General features: G+C 34.1%; 35 protein-coding genes. All 35 read left to right on the forward strand.

The features are described from left to right. A partial coding sequence (locus ABDZ93_RS08975) for an EF-Tu C-terminal domain-related protein (protein WP_486187758.1) occupies window positions 1–78 on the forward strand: 78 nt, incomplete at its 5' end. 660 nt (window positions 79–738) lie between these two features. After that, complete coding sequence (gene rpsJ / locus ABDZ93_RS08980; protein WP_035133283.1) at window positions 739–1,047, forward strand: 30S ribosomal protein S10; 309 nt, start codon at window positions 739–741, stop codon at window positions 1,045–1,047. 107 nt (window positions 1,048–1,154) lie between these two features. Then, complete coding sequence (rplC, locus tag ABDZ93_RS08985; protein ID WP_343825659.1) at window positions 1,155–1,784, forward strand: 50S ribosomal protein L3; 630 nt, start codon at window positions 1,155–1,157, stop codon at window positions 1,782–1,784. Between the two features lie 17 nt (window positions 1,785–1,801). Further along, complete coding sequence (gene rplD, locus ABDZ93_RS08990; RefSeq protein WP_343825660.1) at window positions 1,802–2,422, forward strand: 50S ribosomal protein L4; 621 nt, start codon at window positions 1,802–1,804, stop codon at window positions 2,420–2,422. Beyond that, window positions 2,422–2,718, forward strand: a complete 297-nt coding sequence (gene rplW, locus ABDZ93_RS08995) for a 50S ribosomal protein L23 (protein ID WP_343825661.1) — start codon at window positions 2,422–2,424, stop codon at window positions 2,716–2,718. Before rplD ends, rplW begins: the two co-directional genes overlap by 1 nt. Before the next feature lie 52 nt (window positions 2,719–2,770). Further along, complete coding sequence (gene rplB, locus ABDZ93_RS09000; protein WP_343825662.1) at window positions 2,771–3,604, forward strand: 50S ribosomal protein L2; 834 nt, start codon at window positions 2,771–2,773, stop codon at window positions 3,602–3,604. A 62-nt stretch (window positions 3,605–3,666) separates the two neighbouring features. Beyond that, window positions 3,667–3,948 carry a 30S ribosomal protein S19 gene (gene rpsS / locus ABDZ93_RS09005; RefSeq protein ID WP_035133294.1) on the forward strand — a complete coding sequence of 94 codons (282 nt, stop codon included), beginning with the start codon at window positions 3,667–3,669 and terminating at the stop codon, window positions 3,946–3,948. A gap of 22 nt (window positions 3,949–3,970) precedes the next feature. Beyond that, window positions 3,971–4,306 (forward strand): 50S ribosomal protein L22, encoded by a 336-nt coding sequence (gene rplV, locus ABDZ93_RS09010; RefSeq protein WP_035133296.1) that lies wholly within the window; start codon window positions 3,971–3,973, stop codon window positions 4,304–4,306. Window positions 4,307–4,322: 16 nt separating this feature from the next. Further along, window positions 4,323–4,988 carry a 30S ribosomal protein S3 gene (gene rpsC, locus ABDZ93_RS09015; protein ID WP_343825664.1) on the forward strand — a complete coding sequence of 222 codons (666 nt, stop codon included), beginning with the start codon at window positions 4,323–4,325 and terminating at the stop codon, window positions 4,986–4,988. A gap of 27 nt (window positions 4,989–5,015) precedes the next feature. Further along, window positions 5,016–5,459 (forward strand): 50S ribosomal protein L16, encoded by a 444-nt coding sequence (gene rplP, locus ABDZ93_RS09020; protein ID WP_035133300.1) that lies wholly within the window; start codon window positions 5,016–5,018, stop codon window positions 5,457–5,459. After that, window positions 5,449–5,661, forward strand: coding sequence for a 50S ribosomal protein L29 (gene rpmC / locus ABDZ93_RS09025; RefSeq protein ID WP_035133305.1), 213 nt, complete (start codon window positions 5,449–5,451; stop codon window positions 5,659–5,661). Before rplP ends, rpmC begins: the two co-directional genes overlap by 11 nt. A gap of 21 nt (window positions 5,662–5,682) precedes the next feature. Beyond that, on the forward strand, window positions 5,683–5,937 hold the full coding sequence (gene rpsQ, locus ABDZ93_RS09030) for a 30S ribosomal protein S17 (protein WP_035133308.1): 255 nt from the start codon (window positions 5,683–5,685) through the stop codon (window positions 5,935–5,937). A 23-nt stretch (window positions 5,938–5,960) separates the two neighbouring features. Further along, entirely contained in the window at window positions 5,961–6,329 is a 369-nt protein-coding gene (rplN, locus tag ABDZ93_RS09035) for a 50S ribosomal protein L14 (protein WP_035133311.1), read from the forward strand. A gap of 17 nt (window positions 6,330–6,346) precedes the next feature. Continuing rightward, on the forward strand, window positions 6,347–6,661 hold the full coding sequence (gene rplX / locus ABDZ93_RS09040; protein WP_343825667.1) for a 50S ribosomal protein L24: 315 nt from the start codon (window positions 6,347–6,349) through the stop codon (window positions 6,659–6,661). Between the two features lie 22 nt (window positions 6,662–6,683). Then, window positions 6,684–7,226 (forward strand): 50S ribosomal protein L5, encoded by a 543-nt coding sequence (gene rplE, locus ABDZ93_RS09045; protein WP_343825668.1) that lies wholly within the window; start codon window positions 6,684–6,686, stop codon window positions 7,224–7,226. 14 nt (window positions 7,227–7,240) lie between these two features. Further along, on the forward strand, window positions 7,241–7,426 hold the full coding sequence (locus ABDZ93_RS09050) for a type Z 30S ribosomal protein S14 (protein ID WP_035133318.1): 186 nt from the start codon (window positions 7,241–7,243) through the stop codon (window positions 7,424–7,426). Window positions 7,427–7,458: 32 nt separating this feature from the next. Then, window positions 7,459–7,857 (forward strand): 30S ribosomal protein S8, encoded by a 399-nt coding sequence (rpsH, locus tag ABDZ93_RS09055; RefSeq protein ID WP_147520505.1) that lies wholly within the window; start codon window positions 7,459–7,461, stop codon window positions 7,855–7,857. A 23-nt stretch (window positions 7,858–7,880) separates the two neighbouring features. Further along, window positions 7,881–8,420 (forward strand): 50S ribosomal protein L6, encoded by a 540-nt coding sequence (rplF, locus tag ABDZ93_RS09060; RefSeq protein ID WP_343825671.1) that lies wholly within the window; start codon window positions 7,881–7,883, stop codon window positions 8,418–8,420. 25 nt (window positions 8,421–8,445) lie between these two features. After that, on the forward strand, window positions 8,446–8,808 hold the full coding sequence (gene rplR, locus ABDZ93_RS09065; RefSeq protein ID WP_150845878.1) for a 50S ribosomal protein L18: 363 nt from the start codon (window positions 8,446–8,448) through the stop codon (window positions 8,806–8,808). 17 nt (window positions 8,809–8,825) lie between these two features. Beyond that, window positions 8,826–9,323 (forward strand): 30S ribosomal protein S5, encoded by a 498-nt coding sequence (rpsE, locus tag ABDZ93_RS09070; RefSeq protein ID WP_343825674.1) that lies wholly within the window; start codon window positions 8,826–8,828, stop codon window positions 9,321–9,323. A gap of 12 nt (window positions 9,324–9,335) precedes the next feature. After that, window positions 9,336–9,515, forward strand: a complete 180-nt coding sequence (rpmD, locus tag ABDZ93_RS09075; RefSeq protein WP_343825675.1) for a 50S ribosomal protein L30 — start codon at window positions 9,336–9,338, stop codon at window positions 9,513–9,515. Window positions 9,516–9,532: 17 nt separating this feature from the next. Continuing rightward, window positions 9,533–9,973: a 50S ribosomal protein L15 gene (rplO, locus tag ABDZ93_RS09080; RefSeq protein WP_035133331.1), complete on the forward strand. Its 441-nt coding sequence runs from the start codon at window positions 9,533–9,535 to the stop codon at window positions 9,971–9,973. Next, the gene (gene secY / locus ABDZ93_RS09085; RefSeq protein WP_343825676.1) at window positions 9,974–11,257 is read left to right on the forward strand and encodes a preprotein translocase subunit SecY; all 1,284 of its coding nucleotides are present in this window, start codon (window positions 9,974–9,976) and stop codon (window positions 11,255–11,257) included. It begins immediately after the preceding gene. Between the two features lie 25 nt (window positions 11,258–11,282). Then, entirely contained in the window at window positions 11,283–11,945 is a 663-nt protein-coding gene (locus ABDZ93_RS09090; protein WP_343825677.1) for an adenylate kinase, read from the forward strand. Beyond that, on the forward strand, window positions 11,932–12,678 hold the full coding sequence (map, locus tag ABDZ93_RS09095; protein WP_343825678.1) for a type I methionyl aminopeptidase: 747 nt from the start codon (window positions 11,932–11,934) through the stop codon (window positions 12,676–12,678). The genes ABDZ93_RS09090 and map overlap by 14 nt, the downstream gene beginning before the upstream one ends. Window positions 12,679–12,691: 13 nt before the next feature. Next, complete coding sequence (locus ABDZ93_RS09100) at window positions 12,692–12,973, forward strand: KOW domain-containing RNA-binding protein (RefSeq protein WP_343825680.1); 282 nt, start codon at window positions 12,692–12,694, stop codon at window positions 12,971–12,973. Window positions 12,974–12,981: 8 nt separating this feature from the next. Then, window positions 12,982–13,200 (forward strand): translation initiation factor IF-1, encoded by a 219-nt coding sequence (gene infA, locus ABDZ93_RS09105; RefSeq protein ID WP_035133338.1) that lies wholly within the window; start codon window positions 12,982–12,984, stop codon window positions 13,198–13,200. Window positions 13,201–13,215: 15 nt separating this feature from the next. Continuing rightward, window positions 13,216–13,329 (forward strand): 50S ribosomal protein L36, encoded by a 114-nt coding sequence (gene rpmJ, locus ABDZ93_RS09110; protein ID WP_003373491.1) that lies wholly within the window; start codon window positions 13,216–13,218, stop codon window positions 13,327–13,329. Between the two features lie 43 nt (window positions 13,330–13,372). Next, window positions 13,373–13,741, forward strand: coding sequence for a 30S ribosomal protein S13 (gene rpsM, locus ABDZ93_RS09115; RefSeq protein ID WP_343825681.1), 369 nt, complete (start codon window positions 13,373–13,375; stop codon window positions 13,739–13,741). A 15-nt stretch (window positions 13,742–13,756) separates the two neighbouring features. Then, window positions 13,757–14,149 (forward strand): 30S ribosomal protein S11, encoded by a 393-nt coding sequence (gene rpsK, locus ABDZ93_RS09120; RefSeq protein ID WP_035133342.1) that lies wholly within the window; start codon window positions 13,757–13,759, stop codon window positions 14,147–14,149. A 19-nt stretch (window positions 14,150–14,168) separates the two neighbouring features. Continuing rightward, window positions 14,169–14,789: a 30S ribosomal protein S4 gene (gene rpsD / locus ABDZ93_RS09125; protein WP_150845882.1), complete on the forward strand. Its 621-nt coding sequence runs from the start codon at window positions 14,169–14,171 to the stop codon at window positions 14,787–14,789. Between the two features lie 63 nt (window positions 14,790–14,852). After that, on the forward strand, window positions 14,853–15,800 hold the full coding sequence (locus ABDZ93_RS09130; protein WP_343825685.1) for a DNA-directed RNA polymerase subunit alpha: 948 nt from the start codon (window positions 14,853–14,855) through the stop codon (window positions 15,798–15,800). A 12-nt stretch (window positions 15,801–15,812) separates the two neighbouring features. Further along, on the forward strand, window positions 15,813–16,154 hold the full coding sequence (rplQ, locus tag ABDZ93_RS09135) for a 50S ribosomal protein L17 (RefSeq protein WP_035133348.1): 342 nt from the start codon (window positions 15,813–15,815) through the stop codon (window positions 16,152–16,154). A 151-nt stretch (window positions 16,155–16,305) separates the two neighbouring features. Continuing rightward, window positions 16,306–17,184 (forward strand): energy-coupling factor transporter ATPase, encoded by an 879-nt coding sequence (locus ABDZ93_RS09140; protein WP_425544785.1) that lies wholly within the window; start codon window positions 16,306–16,308, stop codon window positions 17,182–17,184. Next, a complete protein-coding gene (locus ABDZ93_RS09145; protein WP_343825689.1) occupies window positions 17,169–18,023 on the forward strand; it encodes an energy-coupling factor transporter ATPase in 855 nt (284 codons plus the stop codon). The genes ABDZ93_RS09140 and ABDZ93_RS09145 overlap by 16 nt, the downstream gene beginning before the upstream one ends. Window positions 18,024–18,042 lie beyond the last annotated feature (19 nt).

The raw sequence follows: 18,042 nt of genomic DNA on the forward strand, positions 1-18,042 counted from the left end.
GATGAAGGATTAAGATTCGCTATCAGAGAAGGTGGAAGAACAGTAGGATCAGGAGTTGTAACTTCTATCATTAAATAATTAAGGTTTAAGACTTATAAATAAATTATTTATTATCCTGAAAAGAAAATGTGCACAATAAAACCTAGGTAAAATAGAGAGATGGGGACGCCTATCTCTCTATTTTTTTCATATTATATAGACATACATTAATGAGATATCAATTGTATAAGTAAAGATAAAGAAAAATCTATAATAATAGATTTTGCCTTATTTTATCTATTGAATTTAAATATTACATGATGTAAAATACATAAATATCGTTTGTATAATATATTTACTTAAAAAATAAAAAAGTTAGCTAATAACTTTATATATTCTGAATTTTAGGCAATTATATAAACAAATAGTTAGTAAAGTTACATATTAAATATATAATATTTTTATTGAAGAAAATTAAAGATATTAAAAACTTGCAAGCATAAAAAATGAATAAAAACTCTTGTCAAAGCTAATAAAATAATGTATACTATAGAAGTTGCAATATGGTAACAGCGATGAGGTAAGAGGTTGCCGGGCTTCCGGGGGAATTCTTAACCGAGCATGCCCAATCAAGAATTGGGCGACGGGGTCTGTGGTGTTGCTATGTTTCTTAAAAATAAGAAACGCCAGGAACAGTTTACAGAACTTCCGCTGTTGCGCGTAAGAAGTAATAGCGTGCGATGAAAAGGAGGGAATGAAATGTCAAAACAAAAAATCAGAATCAGATTAAAAGCGTTTGATCACACAATACTAGATCAATCAGCAGAGAAGATTGTTGAGACTGCTAAAAACACAGGGGCTAAAGTAGCTGGTCCAGTACCACTACCAACTGAGAAAGATGTAATAACTGTTCTAAGAGCTCCACACAAATACAAAGATTCAAGAGAGCAGTTCGAAATAAGAACTCATAAAAGACTAATCGATATATTAAGTCCATCACCAAAAACTGTTGATGCATTAATGAGATTAGACTTACCAGCAGGTGTAGATATCGAAATAAAATTATAATCGTACATAGTACATGAAATTGAACTATGATGTACGGGTAATAGAAAAACTATTACTAACTATTATGATCACTATGTGGTCCGCTAATAAGTAGGAGGTGTATTTAAATGAAAAAAGCTATAATGGGTAAAAAATTAGGAATGACTCAAATATTTGATGAAAATAGAAGAGTAGTACCTGTAACAGTTGTAGAAGCTGGTCCATGCGTAGTAATCCAAAAGAAAACCGTAGAAAATGATGGATATGAAGCCATAAAAGTTGGATTTGGAGATATAAGAGAAAAGTTAGTGAATAAACCTAAGAAAGGTGAATTCACAAAAGCTGGTGTTGTTGTAAGAAGACACATAAAAGAATTTAGATTAGAAGATACAAGTGCTTACGAAGTAGGTTCTGAAATAAAAGCAGAAATTTTCGCAGCAGGAGATAAAATAGATGTATCTGGAATATCTAAAGGAAAAGGATTCGCTGGCGTAATCAAAAGATGGAACTTCCACAGAGGACCAATGAGCCACGGTTCTAAATTCCATAGAGCAGTAGGTTCAATGGGAGCATCATCAGACCCATCAAGAACATTTAAAAATAAAAAAATGCCTGGACATATGGGAAATGTTAATACTACAGTATTAAATCTTGAAGTAGTAAGAGTAATACCTGAAAAGAATATTATTCTTATAAAAGGTGGAATACCAGGACCAAACAAAGGTTTAGTAGTAATAAGAAACGCTGTTAAAGCATAAGGAAAGGAGGATGCAGAATGCCTACAGTAAAAGTGTATAACACTGAGAAAAAAGAAGTTGGAGAAATTCAATTAAATGAAAGCATTTTCGGGGTAGAAGTTAGTGTTGAAGCAATGCACCAAGTTGTATTAGCTCAATTGGCTAACAAAAGACAAGGAACCCAAAGTGCTAAGACAAGAGCTGAAGTAAGAGGCGGAGGAATTAAGCCTTGGAGACAAAAAGGAACAGGAAGAGCAAGACAAGGTTCTATAAGAGCTCCACAATGGATTCACGGGGGTATCGTGTTTGCACCAAAACCACGTGATTACAGAGTTTCAGTTCCAAAGAGTATGAGAAGAGTAGCTATGAAATCAGCTTTAACTTCAAAAGTACAAGATAATGAAATGATAGTATTAGAAAACTTAGCTTTCGATGCACCTAAAACTAAAGAAATGGTGAAAGTTCTTAATGCTTTTGAAACTAAAAAGACATTAATAGTTGTAGCTGAATCAAATGAGAATGTTTATAAATCAGCAAGAAACATTCCTGGAATAGCTGTAGTGCCTGTAAACAACATAAATGTTTACGACATATTAAAGTATGAAAACTTAATGATTACTAAAGATGCTGTATCAAAAATTGAGGAGGTGTATGCATAATGAAAATGACTAGTTATGATATAATAAGAAAACCTGTTATAACTGAAAAAAGTATGGCTGCTATGGCAGATAAAAAATACACTTTCATCGTTGACATACACGCAAACAAAGTTCAAATAAAAAAAGCTGTTGAAGAAGTTTTTGGAGTAACTGTTGAAGATGTTAAAACTTTAAGAAACTTAGGTAAAACTAAAAGAGTTGGAGTTCACATTGGAAAAAGAGCTGACTTCAAAAAAGCGGTTATTAAATTAACAGCTGACAGCAAAGCAATTGAATTCTTTGAAGGAATGCAATAATATAACGCATTTATTGGCTAGAGCCAGATAAGCGAAAAAGGAGGGAAACCTAATGGCAGTTAAAAAATTTAACCCTACCACACCTTCAAGAAGAAATATGACTATGGCTTCATTTGAGGAAATAACTACAGATGTACCTGAAAAGTCACTTCTTGTAAGTAAGAAAAAAACAGGTGGTAGAAATGCTCAAGGTAAAATTACTGTTCGTCACCACGGTGGTGGAGCGAAGCAAAAATATAGATTAATAGATTTCAAGAGAACTAAAGATGGTATACCAGCTAAAGTTGCAACTATCGAGTATGATCCAAATAGATCAGCTTATATTGCGTTAGTTGTATATGCAGATGGTGAGAAGAGATACATAATAGCTCCAGTTGGATTAAAAGTTGGAGATGTTGTAGTATCTGGATCAGATGCAGACATCAAAGTTGGAAATACGCTTCCAATAATTAACATACCAATAGGTACAATAATTCATAACATTGAATTACAAGTGGGAAAAGGTGCTCAACTTGTTAGATCAGCAGGTTCTTCAGCTCAATTAATGGCTAAAGAAGGAGCTTATGCTCAAGTAAGACTACCAAGCGGAGAAGTTAGATATGTAAGAGTAAACTGTAGAGCTACAATAGGAACAGTTTCAAACTTAACTCACGAAATTGTTAGTATAGGTAAAGCAGGAAGAAAGAGACATATGGGTATCAGACCAACAGTAAGAGGATCTGTAATGAACCCTAATGACCACCCACACGGAGGTGGAGAAGGTAAATCTCCAGTTGGTCATGCTAGTCCACGTACTCCATGGGGTAAACCAGCTCTTGGATACAAAACTAGAAAAACTAAGAAATACTCTGATAAATTTATTGTTAAGAAAAGAAATGGTAAATAGTTAGAAGAGAAATAAATTCTCTTCTGATTACAACCACTTTACATGAAGGGAGGCCACTAATAGTGAGTAGATCAATTAAAAAAGGACCTTTTGTAAAAGAATCTCTTCTAAATAAAATAGAAGAAATGAACAAAGCTGGCGAAAAGAAAGTTATAAAGACTTGGTCAAGAAGCTCTACAATTTTTCCTCAAATGATAGGACACACAATTGCTGTACATGATGGAAGAAAACACGTACCAGTATATGTTCAAGAAGATATGGTAGGACATAAACTTGGAGAGTTCGCTTTGACTAGAACTTTTAAAGGTCATATCGCGAAGGAAAAATCAAGTAGAATGAGATAGTACGGGAAGGAGGAAATTATCAATGGAAGCTAAAGCTATAGCTAAATATGTAAGAATGTCTCCTATGAAAGTTGGGATTGTTCTTGACCTTATAAGAGATAAGAATGTAAATGAAGCTTTCGCTATATTACAATATACTCCAAAAGATGCAGCTGTTGTTGTTAATAAGTTATTAAAATCAGCTGTTGCGAATGCAGAAAACAATTTTAATTTAGACAGAAATAGATTATATGTTGCAGAAGCTCATACAGGCGCAGGTCCAACATTAAAGAGATTTAGACCACACGCTCAAGGTAGAGCATTCAGAATTTTAAAAAGAACTAGCCATATAACTATAGTAGTTAAAGAAAGAGCATAAGAAGGAGGGATATAGAGTGGGTCAAAAAGTACATCCACACGGCCTAAGAGTTGGTGTTATCAAGGATTGGGACGCTAAATGGTATGCAGATAAGAAAAATTTTGCAGATAACTTAGTTGAAGATAATGCTATCAGAGAATATTTAAAGAAAAGATTATTCACTGCTGGAATATCTAAAATTGAGATAGAAAGAGCAGCTAAAAGAGTTAAAATAAATATACATACCGCAAAACCTGGAATGGTTATAGGAAAAGGCGGTCAAAGTATAGAAGAACTTAAAGTTGCATTAAAAGAAGTTGTTCAAGATAAATTTGTTTTAATTAACATAGTAGAAGTTAAAACACCAGAAAATAATGCACAATTAATGGCTGAAAACATAGCAGCTCAACTAGAAAAGAGAATATCTTTCAGAAGAGCTATGAAACAAACAATTCAAAGAGCTATGAGAACAGGTGTTAAAGGAGTTAAGACTGCATGTTCAGGAAGATTAGGCGGAGCTGAAATCGCAAGAACAGAACAGTATCATGAGGGAACAATCCCACTACAAACTTTAAGAGCTGATATCGACTATGGATTTATAGAAGCAAACACAATCTATGGTAAGATTGGTGTAAAAGTTTGGGTATATAAAGGTGAGGTTCTTCCAACTAAGAAAGTTGAAAAGGAAGAAAGTAACTCATAATAACGTGTAAGGAAGGAGGAATTTGACATGTTAATGCCTAAAAGAGTTAAACATCGTAAGGTACAACGTGGTAGAATGAGAGGTAAAGCTACAAGAGGTAACTTCATCGCTTATGGAGATTATGCTTTACAAGCAACAGAATGTGGTTGGATTACAAGCAACCAAATCGAATCTGCCAGAATAGCTATAAATAGATACGTTAAAAGAGGAGGAAAGGTTTGGATAAAAATCTTCCCTGATAAGCCAGTAACTGAAAAACCAGCTGAAACACGTATGGGTTCTGGTAAAGGTTCACCAGAGTACTGGGTAGCAGTAATTAAGCCAGGTAGAGTATTATTTGAAATATCTGGAGTATCTGAAGAAGCTGCTAGAGAAGCTATGAGACTTGCGTCTCACAAATTACCAGTAACAACCAAATTTGTTACTAGAAGAGATTTTGAGGAAATGGGTGGTGAAATCAATGAAGGCTAATGAATTGAAAGAGTTGAGACAAAGTACTCCTCAAGATTTAAATGTAAAACTATCTGATCTTAAATCAGAATTATTTAACCTTAGATTTCAGTTAGCTACAGGACAGTTAGAAAACCCAATGAGAATTAAACAGGTTAAGAAGTCTATAGCCCAAATTAAAACCATCCTTAGAGAAGAAGAATTAAGGGCTTGTGAGCAGTAATACTGAAAGGAGGTTCATCTTGTGGAAAGAGGAAATAGAAAAAGTAGAATCGGAAGAGTAGTTTCTGACAAAATGGATAAGACAATTGTTGTTGCTGTTGAAACTAAAGTTAGACATCCATTATATGGAAAAACAGTTAATAGAACAACTAAATTTAAGGCTCATGATGAAAATAATGAAGCAAAAGTTAACGATAGAGTATTAATAATGGAAACAAGACCATTATCTAAGGATAAGAGATGGAGACTTGTTGAAATCATGGAAAGAGCTAAATAGTTAACTGAAGGGAGGGTATTTACATGATACAACAACAAACATTATTAAAAGTAGCGGATAACTCTGGTGCTAAAGAAATAATGTGTATTAGAGTACTCGGTGGTTCCAAGAGAAAATGGGGAAACATCGGAGACGTAATTGTTGCTAGCGTTAAAAGTGCAACACCAGGTGGAGTTGTTAAAAAAGGTGACGTAGTAAAAGCAGTTATTGTTAGATCAGTTAAAGGTTTGAGAAGAGCAGACGGGACTTATATCAGATTTGATGAGAACGCAGCTGTTATTATAAAAGACGATAAGAATCCAAAAGGAACTCGTATCTTCGGACCTGTTGCTAGGGAGCTAAGAGATAAAGAATATAATAAAATATTATCACTAGCACCTGAAGTACTATAGGATAGGGGGTAGCAAAGATGAAAGTTCATGTTAGAAAGAAAGACACTGTTATGGTTATCTCTGGAAAAGACAAAGGTAAAACTGGAGAAGTTTTAGCTGTTTATCCTAAGACTGGAAAAGTTGTAGTTGCTGGCGTTAACGTAGTAACTAAACATCAAAAACCAAACAGACAAAATATGCAAGGTGGAATAGTTAACTTTGAAGCAGCTATTAACAGCTCAAAAGTTATGCTATATTGCGATAAGTGTAAGAGCGTAACTAGAATAAGCAATAAAGTACTAGAAGATGGTACAAAAGTTAGAGTTTGCAAAAAGTGCGGAGAAACATTTTAATTCGCGAAAGGAGGTTTAACAAATGGTTACAAGACTACAAGAGAAATACAATAGTGAAGTAATACCAGCTATGATGGATAAGTTCGGATACAAAAATATAATGCAAGTACCTAGACTTGAAAAAATAGTTATAAATATGGGAGTTGGCGAAGCTAAAGATAACTCTAAAGTTTTAGATGCTGCTGTAAGTGATATGCAATTAATCACTGGACAAAAAGCTGTATTAACTAGAGCAAAGAAATCAGTTGCCAACTTTAAAATAAGAGATAACATGGCAATTGGATGCAAAGTTACATTAAGAAAAGAGAAAATGTTCCAATTTGCGGACAAATTAATGAATATAGCATTACCAAGAGTTAGAGACTTCAGAGGCGTTCCTACTAAATCATTTGATGGAAGAGGAAATTATGCTTTAGGAATAAAAGAACAATTAATATTCCCTGAAATAGAATATGATAAAATTGATAAAGTAAGAGGAATGGATATAATATTTGTAACTACTGCAAAGACAGACGAGGAAGCAAGAGAATTATTAAGATTCCTTGGAATGCCATTTGCTCAATAAAAGGAGGGAATGACTTGGCACGTAAAGCTTTAATAGAAAAGTGGAAAAAAGAACCGAAATATTCAACTAGAGAATACTCTAGATGCAGATTATGTGGAAGACCACATTCTGTCTTAAAGAAATTTGGTATTTGCCGTATATGTTTCAGAGAACTTGCTTACAAAGGACAAATTCCTGGATGCAAAAAGGCAAGCTGGTAATATACAGATCATAGCGAAAGGAGGCACAATTAATGAATATGACTGATCCGATAGCAGATTTGCTAACACGTATAAGAAATGCAAATATTGTTAGACATGAAATAGTAGAAGTTCCTTCTTCAACAATAAAGAAAGGCATAGCAAACATTATGCTTCAAGAAGGATATATTAAAAATATAGAAGAATATCAAGATGGAAATGTTTCAATGTTAAGACTTAGCATGAAATATGGCCAAAATAAAGAGAGAGTTATAACAGGACTTAAGAGAATATCTAAGCCAGGACTAAGAGTTTATAGTGGTAAGGATGATATCCCTAAAGTTTTAAATGGATTAGGAGTTGCAATAATATCAACTTCTAAAGGATTAGTTTCTGATAGAGAAGCTAGAAAATTAGGATTAGGCGGAGAAGTTATCTGCTACATCTGGTAGTTTAGGAACAAGGAGGTGCGATTATGTCAAGAGTAGGAAGACTTCCAATAGCTATTCCAGCTGGTGTAACTGTTACAGTAACGCCAGACAACGTTGTTACAGTTAAAGGACCTAAAGGGGAATTAACTAAAGCAATGGTGAACAATATAAACATAGCTATAGAGGATAATCAAGTGGTCGTTACAAGACCAAGCGATATAAAAGAACATAGAGCTCTACACGGATTAACAAGAGCATTAATAAATAATATGGTAATTGGAGTAACTAATGGTTTCGCTAAGACATTACAATTAGTTGGTGTTGGATATAGAGCAACAGCAAAAGGTAAGGGATTAACTTTAAACCTAGGATTCTCACACCCAGTTGAAATAGATGCTGTAGATGGAATTACATTTGAATTAACAGATGCTAATACTATAGTAGTAAAAGGAATCGACAAGGAATTAGTTGGTGATGTTGCAGCTGATATAAGAACTTGGAGAAAACCTGAGCCTTACAAAGGAAAGGGTATTAAGTACTCTGATGAAGTTATCAGACGTAAGGAAGGTAAGACTGGTAAATAATAGCTATTAGAAAGGAGAGAATTTCATGTTCAATAAAGCTGATAGAAAGCTATCAAGAGAAAGACGTCATTTAAGAGTACGTAAAAAAATTCATGGAACAGCTGAAAGACCAAGACTTGCAGTGTTCAGAAGTGAAAAGAATATATATGCTCAAATTATAGATGATGTTGCTGGAAGAACATTAGTTGCTGCATCTAGTTTAGATAAAGACTTTTCTCTAAAAGTTGGTAGCAATAAGGAAGCTGCAAAACTAGTTGGTGAAGTGGTAGCTAAAAAAGCAATAGAAGCAGGAATTACTGAGGTTGTATTCGATAGAGGTGGATATGTATACCACGGAAGAGTACAAATGCTTGCAGAAGGTGCAAGAGAAGCAGGACTTAAATTCTAAAAAAAGGAGGTACACACATGAAAATAGATCCTAGCACACTTGATCTTAAAGAGAAAGTTGTACACATAAACAGAGTTGCTAAGGTTGTTAAAGGTGGTAGAAACTTCAGATTCAGCGCACTAGTAGTTGTTGGTGATGAGAACGGACACGTTGGTGTTGGAATGGGAAAATCTATCGAAATACCAGAAGCAATTAGAAAAGGTATCGAAGATGCTAAAAAGAACATCGTTAAAGTTGAATTAGATGGAACTACAGTTCCTCATACTATAGATGGTAGATTTGGAACTGGTACAGTTCACATAATGCCAGCTTCAGAAGGAACAGGTGTTATCGCTGGAGGTCCAGCAAGAGCAGTACTTGAGCTTGCAGGATTAAAGGACGTTAGAGCTAAATCATTAGGTTCAAACAACCCAAGAAACATGGTTAGCGCAACTATAGATGGATTATCAAAATTAAGAACAGCAGAGCAAGTTGCAAAACTTAGAGGCAAAACTGTTGAAGAAATTCTAGGATAGGAGGGGAAAACCTTGGCTAAAGTTAAAGTAACATTAGTAAAGAGTTTAATTGGTAGAAAGAAAGATCATATTGCTACTGTAGAGGCTCTTGGATTAAGAAAAATAGGTAAAACTGTTGAGCACGAGGAGACTCCTCAGATCAGAGGTATGATTAATAAAGTAAGTTACCTACTAAAAGTAGAAGAAGCTTAAACTAAGGAGGTGTAAATATGAGACTTCATGAGTTAAGACCTGCAGAAGGTGCAAAAAAATCTCCTAAGAGAATCGGTAGAGGTACTGGTTCAGGTTGGGGTAAAACTGCTGGAAAAGGTCAAAAAGGACAAAACTCAAGATCTGGTGGTGGTGTAAGACCAGGATTTGAGGGAGGTCAAATGCCTTTATATAGAAGACTACCTAAGAGAGGATTTACAAATATATTTGCTAAAGAATATACTTGTATAAACGTAGATAGACTAAACATATTTGAGGATGGAACTGTAGTTACTCCAGAGTTACTTCGTGAATCTGGAATGGCTAAGAGAGTAAACGATGGGATAAAGATTCTTGGAAATGGTAACATTGAAAAGAAATTAACTGTTAAAGCTAATAAGATTTCCAAAGCTGCAGCAGAGAAGATTGAAGCGGCAGGAGGAAAAGTTGAGGTGATATAGATGTTATCAACCCTACGAAACGCTTGGAGAGTTCCTGAGCTAAGAAAAAGAATACTATTTACATTAATGATAGTTATTATTTTTAGAATGGGTGTATTTATCCCAGTACCAGGAGTGGATGCTAGTAAGATTGCAACTTTAGTTAGTAGTAATTCTGGTTCCCTTCTAAGTTTCTATGACATGATTGCAGGAGGAGCTTTTAGTAAGTTTAGTATATTTGCTTTAGGTGTTACTCCGTACATCAATGCATCGATTATAATTCAATTACTTACAATTGCAATTCCTTATTTAGAGCAACTTTCTAAAGAGGGTCAAGAGGGAAGAAAGAAAATACAAAACTATACTAAATATGCAGCTCTAGTATTTGCTGTTATTCAAGCATATGCAGCATATGCCTTAATAAAAAGCTCAGGAGCTATATTGATAGAAGGTTCAATGGGCCTTTTACTAATAATACTAACAATGACAACGGGTACGGCCTTGTTGGTATGGATAGGTGAACAAATTTCAGTATATGGAATTGGAAGTGGTGTATCAGTGATTATATTTGTAAACATAATATCTTCACTACCACAAACAGCTTATCAAATAGCAGGGCTTCTTAAAACAGGAGAGGTTAGTCCGGTAGAGGTTGTAATATTCGTAGCAGTAGCTTTAGCTTTATTAATTACAGTAATTGTTATAAATTTAGCAGAACGAAGAATTCCAGTGCAATATGCCGGTAAGGCAATAGGAAGAAAAGTTATAAAAGGTCAATCATCACATATTCCAATAGGATTAAATTCTTCTGGAGTTATGGCAATAATCTTTGGTATGTCAGTAATGCAATTTCCATCGGTTATAGCACAAATATGGCCGGAATCTTCCTTTGCGGTATTTGTTAATAACAGTTCTTGGAGTATATTTAAGCAAGATACTATAAAATATGTAATAGCATACTTTTTATTAGTATTATTCTTTGCTTGGTTTTATACTATAATTACTTTCAAACCAGACGAGATGGCTGAAAATATGAATAAATCATCAGGATTTATTCCAGGTATAAGACCAGGTGAAAAAACTGAAATTTACTTAGAGAAGATTTTGACAAGAATATCCCTTTTAGGTGGAACATTTGCTGGAATTATAGCTATAGTGCCTATATTAGCAGCTATATTCAGTAATTTTAAGGGAGTTTCATTTGGTGGAACTAGTTTATTAATTTTAGTTGGTGTATCTCTTGATACTATGAAACAATTAGAATCTCAGCTAGTAATGAGACATTATGAAGGGTTCCTTAAATAAAAATTTTAATTTGGAGTTGATACTAGTGAGAGTTATTTTATTAGGTCCTCCTGGAGCCGGAAAAGGAACTCAGGCAAAGTCAATCTGTAATAAATACTCTATACCACACATATCTACTGGAGATATTTTTAGATATAATATCTCTCAAGCAACGCCTTTAGGGATTGAAGCTAAAAAATATATAGATAAAGGTCATCTAGTACCAGATGAATTAACTATCGATTTAATTAAAGATAGATTAAAGCAGGATGACTGCAAAAATGGATTTTTACTAGATGGTTATCCAAGGACTGTAAATCAAGCAGAGGCATTAGAAGTTTTACTTAAAGAAATGAAATTAAAACTAGATACTGCCCTATTGATAGAGGTTCCTAAGGGTTTTATTATAGATAGAATGACAGGAAGACGTGTATGTACTACTTGTGGAGCTAGTTATCACGTAAAATATAATCCTACTAAAAACGATGGAAAGTGTGACGTTTGCGGTAGTGTTGTAATACAAAGAACAGATGATAATGAAGCGACAGTAAGTGAAAGACTTGAAATATATGATGCACAAACTCAACCGTTAATAGAGTACTATAGAAAGAAAAATCTATTAGCAGAAGTTGATGGAACGCAAGCTATTAATGATGTTTTTAAGAATATCTGTGGTATCTTAGGAGCGATAAATAGTGATGAATATTAAGAGTGATACAGAACTAGAATATATGAGGAGTGCTGGTAAGGTTGTTGCCGATACCCTAGCAATGATTCAAGAGGTAATAAAACCAGGAATAACCACTGCAGAAATTGATAAACTTGCTGAAGAGTTTATATTAGCACAAGGAGCTATACCATCTTTTAAAGGATATGGAGGGTTTCCAGGATCAATATGTGCATCAGTAAATGATGTAGTAATACATGGTATCCCGAATGACACCGTATTAGTTGAAGGTGATATAATCAGTGTTGATTGTGGAGCGATACTTAATGGCTATCATGGTGATGCTGCACGAACTTTTCCAGTAGGAAGTATTTCTAAGGAAGCACAACATCTAATAGATGTCACTAAAGAATCATTCTTTAAGGGCATTGAAAAAGCAGTAGTGGGGAACAGACTTACCGATATTTCAGCAGCTATTCAAAAGCATGCTGAGAGTTTTGGATATTCTGTGGTTAGGGATTTTGTTGGACACGGCATAGGAACTGCTATGCATGAAGACCCACAAGTTCCTAATTACGGTACTGCTGGAAAAGGTCCTAAGTTAGTACACGGTGTAGTACTTGCAATTGAACCTATGATAAACATGGGAAATTACAAAGTTAAAATTAAACCAGATGGTTGGACTGTAGTGACTAGTGATGGAAAGTTATCTGCTCATTACGAAAATACTATAGCTATAACTAATGATGGTGTAGAAATACTAACTTTGAGCTAATGAGGTGACTAGTGTGGATGATGACAGCCTTTTAGGTAAGGTAGTACATTCAAAATCAGGAAGAGATAAAGGAAAATACTTTATCATTATTGGTATAATAGACGATAAGTATGTCTATATTTCAGATGGAGACCTTAGAAAAATTGATAGGCCAAAGAAAAAGAAAATTAAGCATTTGTCTTTTACAAATATTTTGGCTGAAGATATTAGAAGTACTATCTTATCTGATGGAAAGATCAGTAATTCTAAAATAAGAAAATTTTTGCAGGTTGAGGATATAATAGAGGAGGTTTGATTACCCTTATGTCAAAAGATGATATAATTGAAATGCAAGGTGTCGTTCTAGAAACTCTACCTAATGCAACTTTCCAAGTTGAATTAGAGAGTGGGCACAAGATACTTGCTCATATTTCTGGAAAGTTAAGAATGAACTTTATAAGAATTTTACCAGGCGATAAGGTTACAGTAGAACTTTCTCCATATGATTTGACTCGTGGGAGAATAACTTGGAGAGATAAGTAATAAGGAGGGTTAGCTATGAAGGTAAGACCATCAGTTAAACCTATATGTGAAAAATGTAAAGTTATAAAAAGAAAAGGAAGAGTAATGGTTATCTGTGAAAATCCTAAACATAAACAAAAACAAGGTTAATGAAAATAAATAAGTAGTGATACTTAGGAGGTGTAGATTGTAGATGGCAAGAATTGCAGGTATTGACCTACCAAAAGAAAAAAGAGTTGAGATAGGTCTAACTTATATATTTGGTATAGGACTACCAAAATCTCATGAGATACTTGAAGCTACAGGAGTGAATCCGGATACAAGAATCAAGGATTTAACTGAAGATGAAGTAAATACTTTAAGAGATTATGTAAATAAGAACATAATGGTCGAAGGTGATCTTAGAAGAAAAGTTGCCTTAGATATAAAGAGACTTAAAGAAATCGGATGTTATAGAGGAATAAGACATAGAAGAGGTCTTACAGTTAGAGGTCAAAAGACTAAGACTAATGCAAGAACAAGAAAAGGTCCTAAGAAGACTATAGTAGGTAAGAAGAAATAGTAAGGAGGGAATATAATGGCTCAAAAGAAAGTTAGAAGTAGAAGAAAAAAAGAAAGAAAAAATGTTGAGCACGGTGCTGCACACATTAAATCTACTTTCAATAATTCCATCGTTACACTTACTGATGCAGCTGGAAACGCATTGTCATGGGCAAGTGCTGGTGGATTAGGATTTAGAGGTTCAAGAAAAAGTACTCCATTTGCAGCTCAAATGGCAGCTGAAACAGCAGCTAAAGCAGCGATGGAACATGGTTTAAAAAGTATAGAAGTTTACGTTAAAGGTCCAGGAGCAGGAAGAGAAGCGGCTATAAGATCACTTCAAGCTGCAGGATTAGAAGTTACTTTAATTAAAGATGTAACTCCAATTCCACACAATGGATGTAGACCACCAAAAAGAAGAAGAGTTTAATTAACAGGAGGTGTAATGAATGGCAAGATACACAGGCGCTACATGCAGACTTTGTAGAAGAGAGGGCCTTAAGCTTAACCTTAAAGGTGATAGATGCTTTACTGAGAAGTGCGCTTTTACTAGAAGAGGTTATGCACCAGGTCAGCACGGTCAAAGTAGAAAGAAAATGTCAAACTATGGAACTCAATTAAGAGAAAAGCAAAAAGCTAAGAGAATATATGGAGTTCTAGAAGGACAATTTAGAAAGTACTATGAGAAAGCTGAAAAGCAAAGAGGAATTACAGGTGAAAACTTATTAAAATTCCTAGAATTAAGATTAGATAACGTTGTTTATAGATTAGGATACGGAAGCTCAAGAGTTGAAGCTAGACAATTAGTAAACCACGGACATTTCTTAGTAAATGGTAAAAAAGTAGATATCGCATCTTACTCTGTTAAAGCTGGAGATGTAATATCAGTTAGAGAAAAAAGCAGATCTTCTGAAAAATTCAAAGTTTTTGCTGAAAATCCAAAAACTCTACCAACTTGGTTAGAAGGAAATATTGAATCATTTGAAGGTAAGGTTGCTTCAATACCAGCAAGAGAAGACATAGACGTTCCTGTTAACGAAACATTAATCGTTGAGTTATACAGTAAATAGTCAATAATGTAATCAGTTGCCCTCGATATAAAAAAACCACTAAATTTAAAAGGAGGGTTATAAATGTTAGAAATTGAAAAGCCAAAAATAGAATGTGTTGAAACCGCTGAAAATGGTACATATGGCAAGTTTGTTGTTGAACCATTAGAAAGAGGTTATGGAATAACTTTAGGTAATGCATTAAGAAGAATTCTTCTTTCTTCACTACCTGGAGTTGCTGCTAATTCGATTAAAATTGATGGTGTTTTACATGAATTCTCAACTATACATGGAGTTAAAGAAGATGTTTCTGAGTTAATTCTAAATATAAAGGAATTAGCACTTAAGATGTCTGGTGAGGGCCCAAGAACAATATATATTGATGCTGAAGGTCCTGGTGAAGTTACAGGAGCAGATATTAAAGCAGACGGAGATGTTGAAGTAGTTAATAAGGATCTTCATATAGCTACACTAGATGATGGTGGAAAGTTATTTATGGAGATAAATATTAATAGTGGTAGAGGTTATGTTTCTCAAAATAAGAACAAAACTGATGATAAGCCAATATCAACTATACCTGTTGATTCAATATATACTCCAGTTAAGAGAGTTAACTTTACAGTTGAGAATACAAGAGTAGGACAGATCACAGATTATGATAAATTAACTATAGAAATTTGGACAAATGGAACTATTAGACCTGATGAAGCCATTGGTTTATCAGCTAAAATTCTTATCGAACACTTTAAGTTATTTATGACATTAACTGATCATGCAGATAATGTTGAGATAATGATAGAAAAAGAAGAAGATAAGAAAGAAAAAGTCCTAGAAATGACTATTGAAGAATTAGATTTATCTGTTAGAAGCTTTAACTGCTTAAAGAGAGCAGGTATTAATACTGTTCAAGAGTTAACAGAAAAATCAATGGATGATATGATGAAGGTAAGAAACCTAGGAAAGAAATCTCTTGAAGAGGTTGAACAAAAACTTGAAGGCTTAGGATTGGGATTCAAACCTAGCGAAGAGTAAGGAGGTATAGATATGGCACAGCAACGTAAGTTAGGACGTCCAACTGATCAAAGAATGGCAATGCTTAGAAATCTTACGACTAGTTTCTTAAAGCACGGTAGAATAGAAACAACTGAAGCTAGAGCAAAAGAAACTAAAAGATTAGCTGAGAAAATGATAACTTTAGCTAAAAGAGGAGATCTTCATGCTAGAAGACAAGTGCTTGCATTTGTTACAGAAGAGGATGTTGTTAAGAATTTATTTGATAACGTAGCTCCAAAATACGCTGAGAGAAATGGTGGATACACTAGAATAATGAAAATGGGACCAAGAAGAGGCGATGGAGCAGAGGTTGTTGTATTAGAATTAGTATAATAATTCAAGGGGATTAAGTAAGGCTAACTTAGTCCCCGTTTTGTTATAAAATTGAACTTTAGATAGTAACTCTCTAATGGAGGGATAATTGATGGAAACTAATATAAATTTTAGAGATAATCAAATAAAACAGTCTAATGAAACCAATAAAATGAATGAATTTGATAATTTAAATTCATCGAGTGTAAAAATACCAGAAATTATTAGTGAAAACTTGAGATATACTTATCCTCCGGATAGTGAAGGTAATATAAAATTAGCTATAGATGGTGTTAATATTACCATTAATAAGGGCGAATTTGTAGTTGTATTAGGTCATAATGGATCAGGAAAATCTACTTTTGCAAAGCATATAAATGCACTCTTAATTCCGACAGAGGGCAAAATTAGTGTGTCTGGATATGATACTAGTAATGAGGAAAATGTATGGAATGTAAGAAGCAAAGCAGGTATGGTTTTTCAAAATCCTGACAACCAAATCGTTGCTACCATAGTAGAAGAGGATGTAGCTTTTGGACCGGAGAACTTAGGAGTAGAAACCAATGAGATAAGAAGAAGAGTAGATGAGTCACTTAAGAGAGTAAACATGTATGATTATAAAAAACATGGACCACATCTTCTATCTGGAGGTCAAAAGCAACGTGTAGCTATTGCTGGTATATTAGCTATGATGCCTGAGTGTATAGTATTAGATGAACCAACAGCCATGCTTGATCCATCTGGAAGAAAAGAAGTTATGAGTACAATAATGGATTTAAATAAAAAAAATGGAATTACAATAGTATACATAACACACTTTATGGAAGAAGCTGTTGCAGCAGATAAGATATATGTTATGGATTCAGGAAAAGTTATAGTAGAAGGAAAGCCAAGAGAAGTATTTCAAAATGTAGAAATTATGAAAAACTTAGGTTTGGATGTACCACAAATGACAGAATTGGCTTATGAATTAAATAAATCAGGTGTTAATATAAAATCAGATATATTAACTATAGATGAGATGGTGAGAGAATTATGTCAATTAAAATAGAAAATTTAACTCATATATATATGGCTAAAACTCCCTTTGAAAAGGTTGCCCTTAGTAATGTTAATGTGAATATAAATGATGGCGAATTTGTAGCTCTCATTGGACATACAGGCTCAGGTAAGTCTACATTGATACAGCATATGAATGGATTATTGAAGCCTAACCAAGGGAAAATAATTGTGGATGATGTAGATATTACTGCTAGTGGAGTTAAGCTTACAGACATAAGAAAAAAGGTTGGCTTAGTATTTCAATACGCAGAATACCAACTTTTTGAAGAAACAATAGAAAAGGACATAATGTTTGGACCTAAGAATTTAGGGCTTAATGATGAAGAAGCTTTAGAGAGAACTAAAAGAGCTATGGATATGGTAGGTTTAGACTATGAAACTTACAAAAATAAATCTCCATTTGACCTAAGTGGAGGACAAAAAAGAAGAGTAGCAATAGCTGGAGTTGTAGCTATGGAACCAAAGGTTTTAATATTAGACGAGCCAACAGCTGGATTAGACCCTAAGGGGAGAGATGAAATTCTAGGAGAGCTATATAAACTTCATAAATCTTATAACATGACTATCATTCTTGTATCTCATAGTATGGAGGATGTGGCAAAGGTTGCAGACCGAATATTAGTAATGGATGAAGGAAAATGTGTATTAGATGGTACACCAAAGGAAATTTTTAAAGAAGTGGATACTTTAGAAAATGTAGGTCTTGCAGTGCCACAGGTAACATATCTTATGCGAGAATTGAGAAAGGTTGGATTTGAATTACCTGATGATATTTTCACATTAGAACAAGCTAAAAAAGAGTTACTTAGGATACTAGCAAAAAACTAGGCTCCTTTTATAAAGTTGT

Source organism: Clostridium subterminale (assembly GCF_039521425.1).
GTDB lineage: Bacteria > Bacillota > Clostridia > Clostridiales > Clostridiaceae > Clostridium_J > Clostridium_J subterminale.

Excerpts from the sequence above, each read along its gene's own strand:
- ABDZ93_RS09140 (WP_425544785.1), top strand. The coding sequence starts at position 16,306 with ATGAATGAATTTGATAATTTAAATTCATCGAGTGTAAAAATACCAGAA.
- infA (WP_035133338.1), top strand. The coding sequence starts at position 12,982 with ATGTCAAAAGATGATATAATTGAAATGCAAGGTGTCGTTCTAGAAACT.
- rplC (WP_343825659.1), top strand. The coding sequence starts at position 1,155 with ATGAAAAAAGCTATAATGGGTAAAAAATTAGGAATGACTCAAATATTT.
- rplW (WP_343825661.1), top strand. The coding sequence starts at position 2,422 with ATGAAAATGACTAGTTATGATATAATAAGAAAACCTGTTATAACTGAA.
- rplQ (WP_035133348.1), top strand. The coding sequence starts at position 15,813 with ATGGCACAGCAACGTAAGTTAGGACGTCCAACTGATCAAAGAATGGCA.
- ABDZ93_RS09130 (WP_343825685.1), top strand. The coding sequence starts at position 14,853 with ATGTTAGAAATTGAAAAGCCAAAAATAGAATGTGTTGAAACCGCTGAA.
- rplN (WP_035133311.1), top strand. The coding sequence starts at position 5,961 with ATGATACAACAACAAACATTATTAAAAGTAGCGGATAACTCTGGTGCT.
- rpsD (WP_150845882.1), top strand. The coding sequence starts at position 14,169 with ATGGCAAGATACACAGGCGCTACATGCAGACTTTGTAGAAGAGAGGGC.
- rpmJ (WP_003373491.1), top strand. The coding sequence starts at position 13,216 with ATGAAGGTAAGACCATCAGTTAAACCTATATGTGAAAAATGTAAAGTT.
- rplX (WP_343825667.1), top strand. The coding sequence starts at position 6,347 with ATGAAAGTTCATGTTAGAAAGAAAGACACTGTTATGGTTATCTCTGGA.
- rplP (WP_035133300.1), top strand. The coding sequence starts at position 5,016 with ATGTTAATGCCTAAAAGAGTTAAACATCGTAAGGTACAACGTGGTAGA.
- rplR (WP_150845878.1), top strand. The coding sequence starts at position 8,446 with ATGTTCAATAAAGCTGATAGAAAGCTATCAAGAGAAAGACGTCATTTA.
- rplF (WP_343825671.1), top strand. The coding sequence starts at position 7,881 with ATGTCAAGAGTAGGAAGACTTCCAATAGCTATTCCAGCTGGTGTAACT.
- rpsE (WP_343825674.1), top strand. The coding sequence starts at position 8,826 with ATGAAAATAGATCCTAGCACACTTGATCTTAAAGAGAAAGTTGTACAC.
- rplD (WP_343825660.1), top strand. The coding sequence starts at position 1,802 with ATGCCTACAGTAAAAGTGTATAACACTGAGAAAAAAGAAGTTGGAGAA.
- rpsM (WP_343825681.1), top strand. The coding sequence starts at position 13,373 with ATGGCAAGAATTGCAGGTATTGACCTACCAAAAGAAAAAAGAGTTGAG.
- rplO (WP_035133331.1), top strand. The coding sequence starts at position 9,533 with ATGAGACTTCATGAGTTAAGACCTGCAGAAGGTGCAAAAAAATCTCCT.
- rplE (WP_343825668.1), top strand. The coding sequence starts at position 6,684 with ATGGTTACAAGACTACAAGAGAAATACAATAGTGAAGTAATACCAGCT.
- ABDZ93_RS09145 (WP_343825689.1), top strand. The coding sequence starts at position 17,169 with ATGTCAATTAAAATAGAAAATTTAACTCATATATATATGGCTAAAACT.
- rplV (WP_035133296.1), top strand. The coding sequence starts at position 3,971 with ATGGAAGCTAAAGCTATAGCTAAATATGTAAGAATGTCTCCTATGAAA.
- rpmC (WP_035133305.1), top strand. The coding sequence starts at position 5,449 with ATGAAGGCTAATGAATTGAAAGAGTTGAGACAAAGTACTCCTCAAGAT.
- rplB (WP_343825662.1), top strand. The coding sequence starts at position 2,771 with ATGGCAGTTAAAAAATTTAACCCTACCACACCTTCAAGAAGAAATATG.
- rpsH (WP_147520505.1), top strand. The coding sequence starts at position 7,459 with ATGAATATGACTGATCCGATAGCAGATTTGCTAACACGTATAAGAAAT.
- rpsK (WP_035133342.1), top strand. The coding sequence starts at position 13,757 with ATGGCTCAAAAGAAAGTTAGAAGTAGAAGAAAAAAAGAAAGAAAAAAT.
- rpsJ (WP_035133283.1), top strand. The coding sequence starts at position 739 with ATGTCAAAACAAAAAATCAGAATCAGATTAAAAGCGTTTGATCACACA.
- secY (WP_343825676.1), top strand. The coding sequence starts at position 9,974 with ATGTTATCAACCCTACGAAACGCTTGGAGAGTTCCTGAGCTAAGAAAA.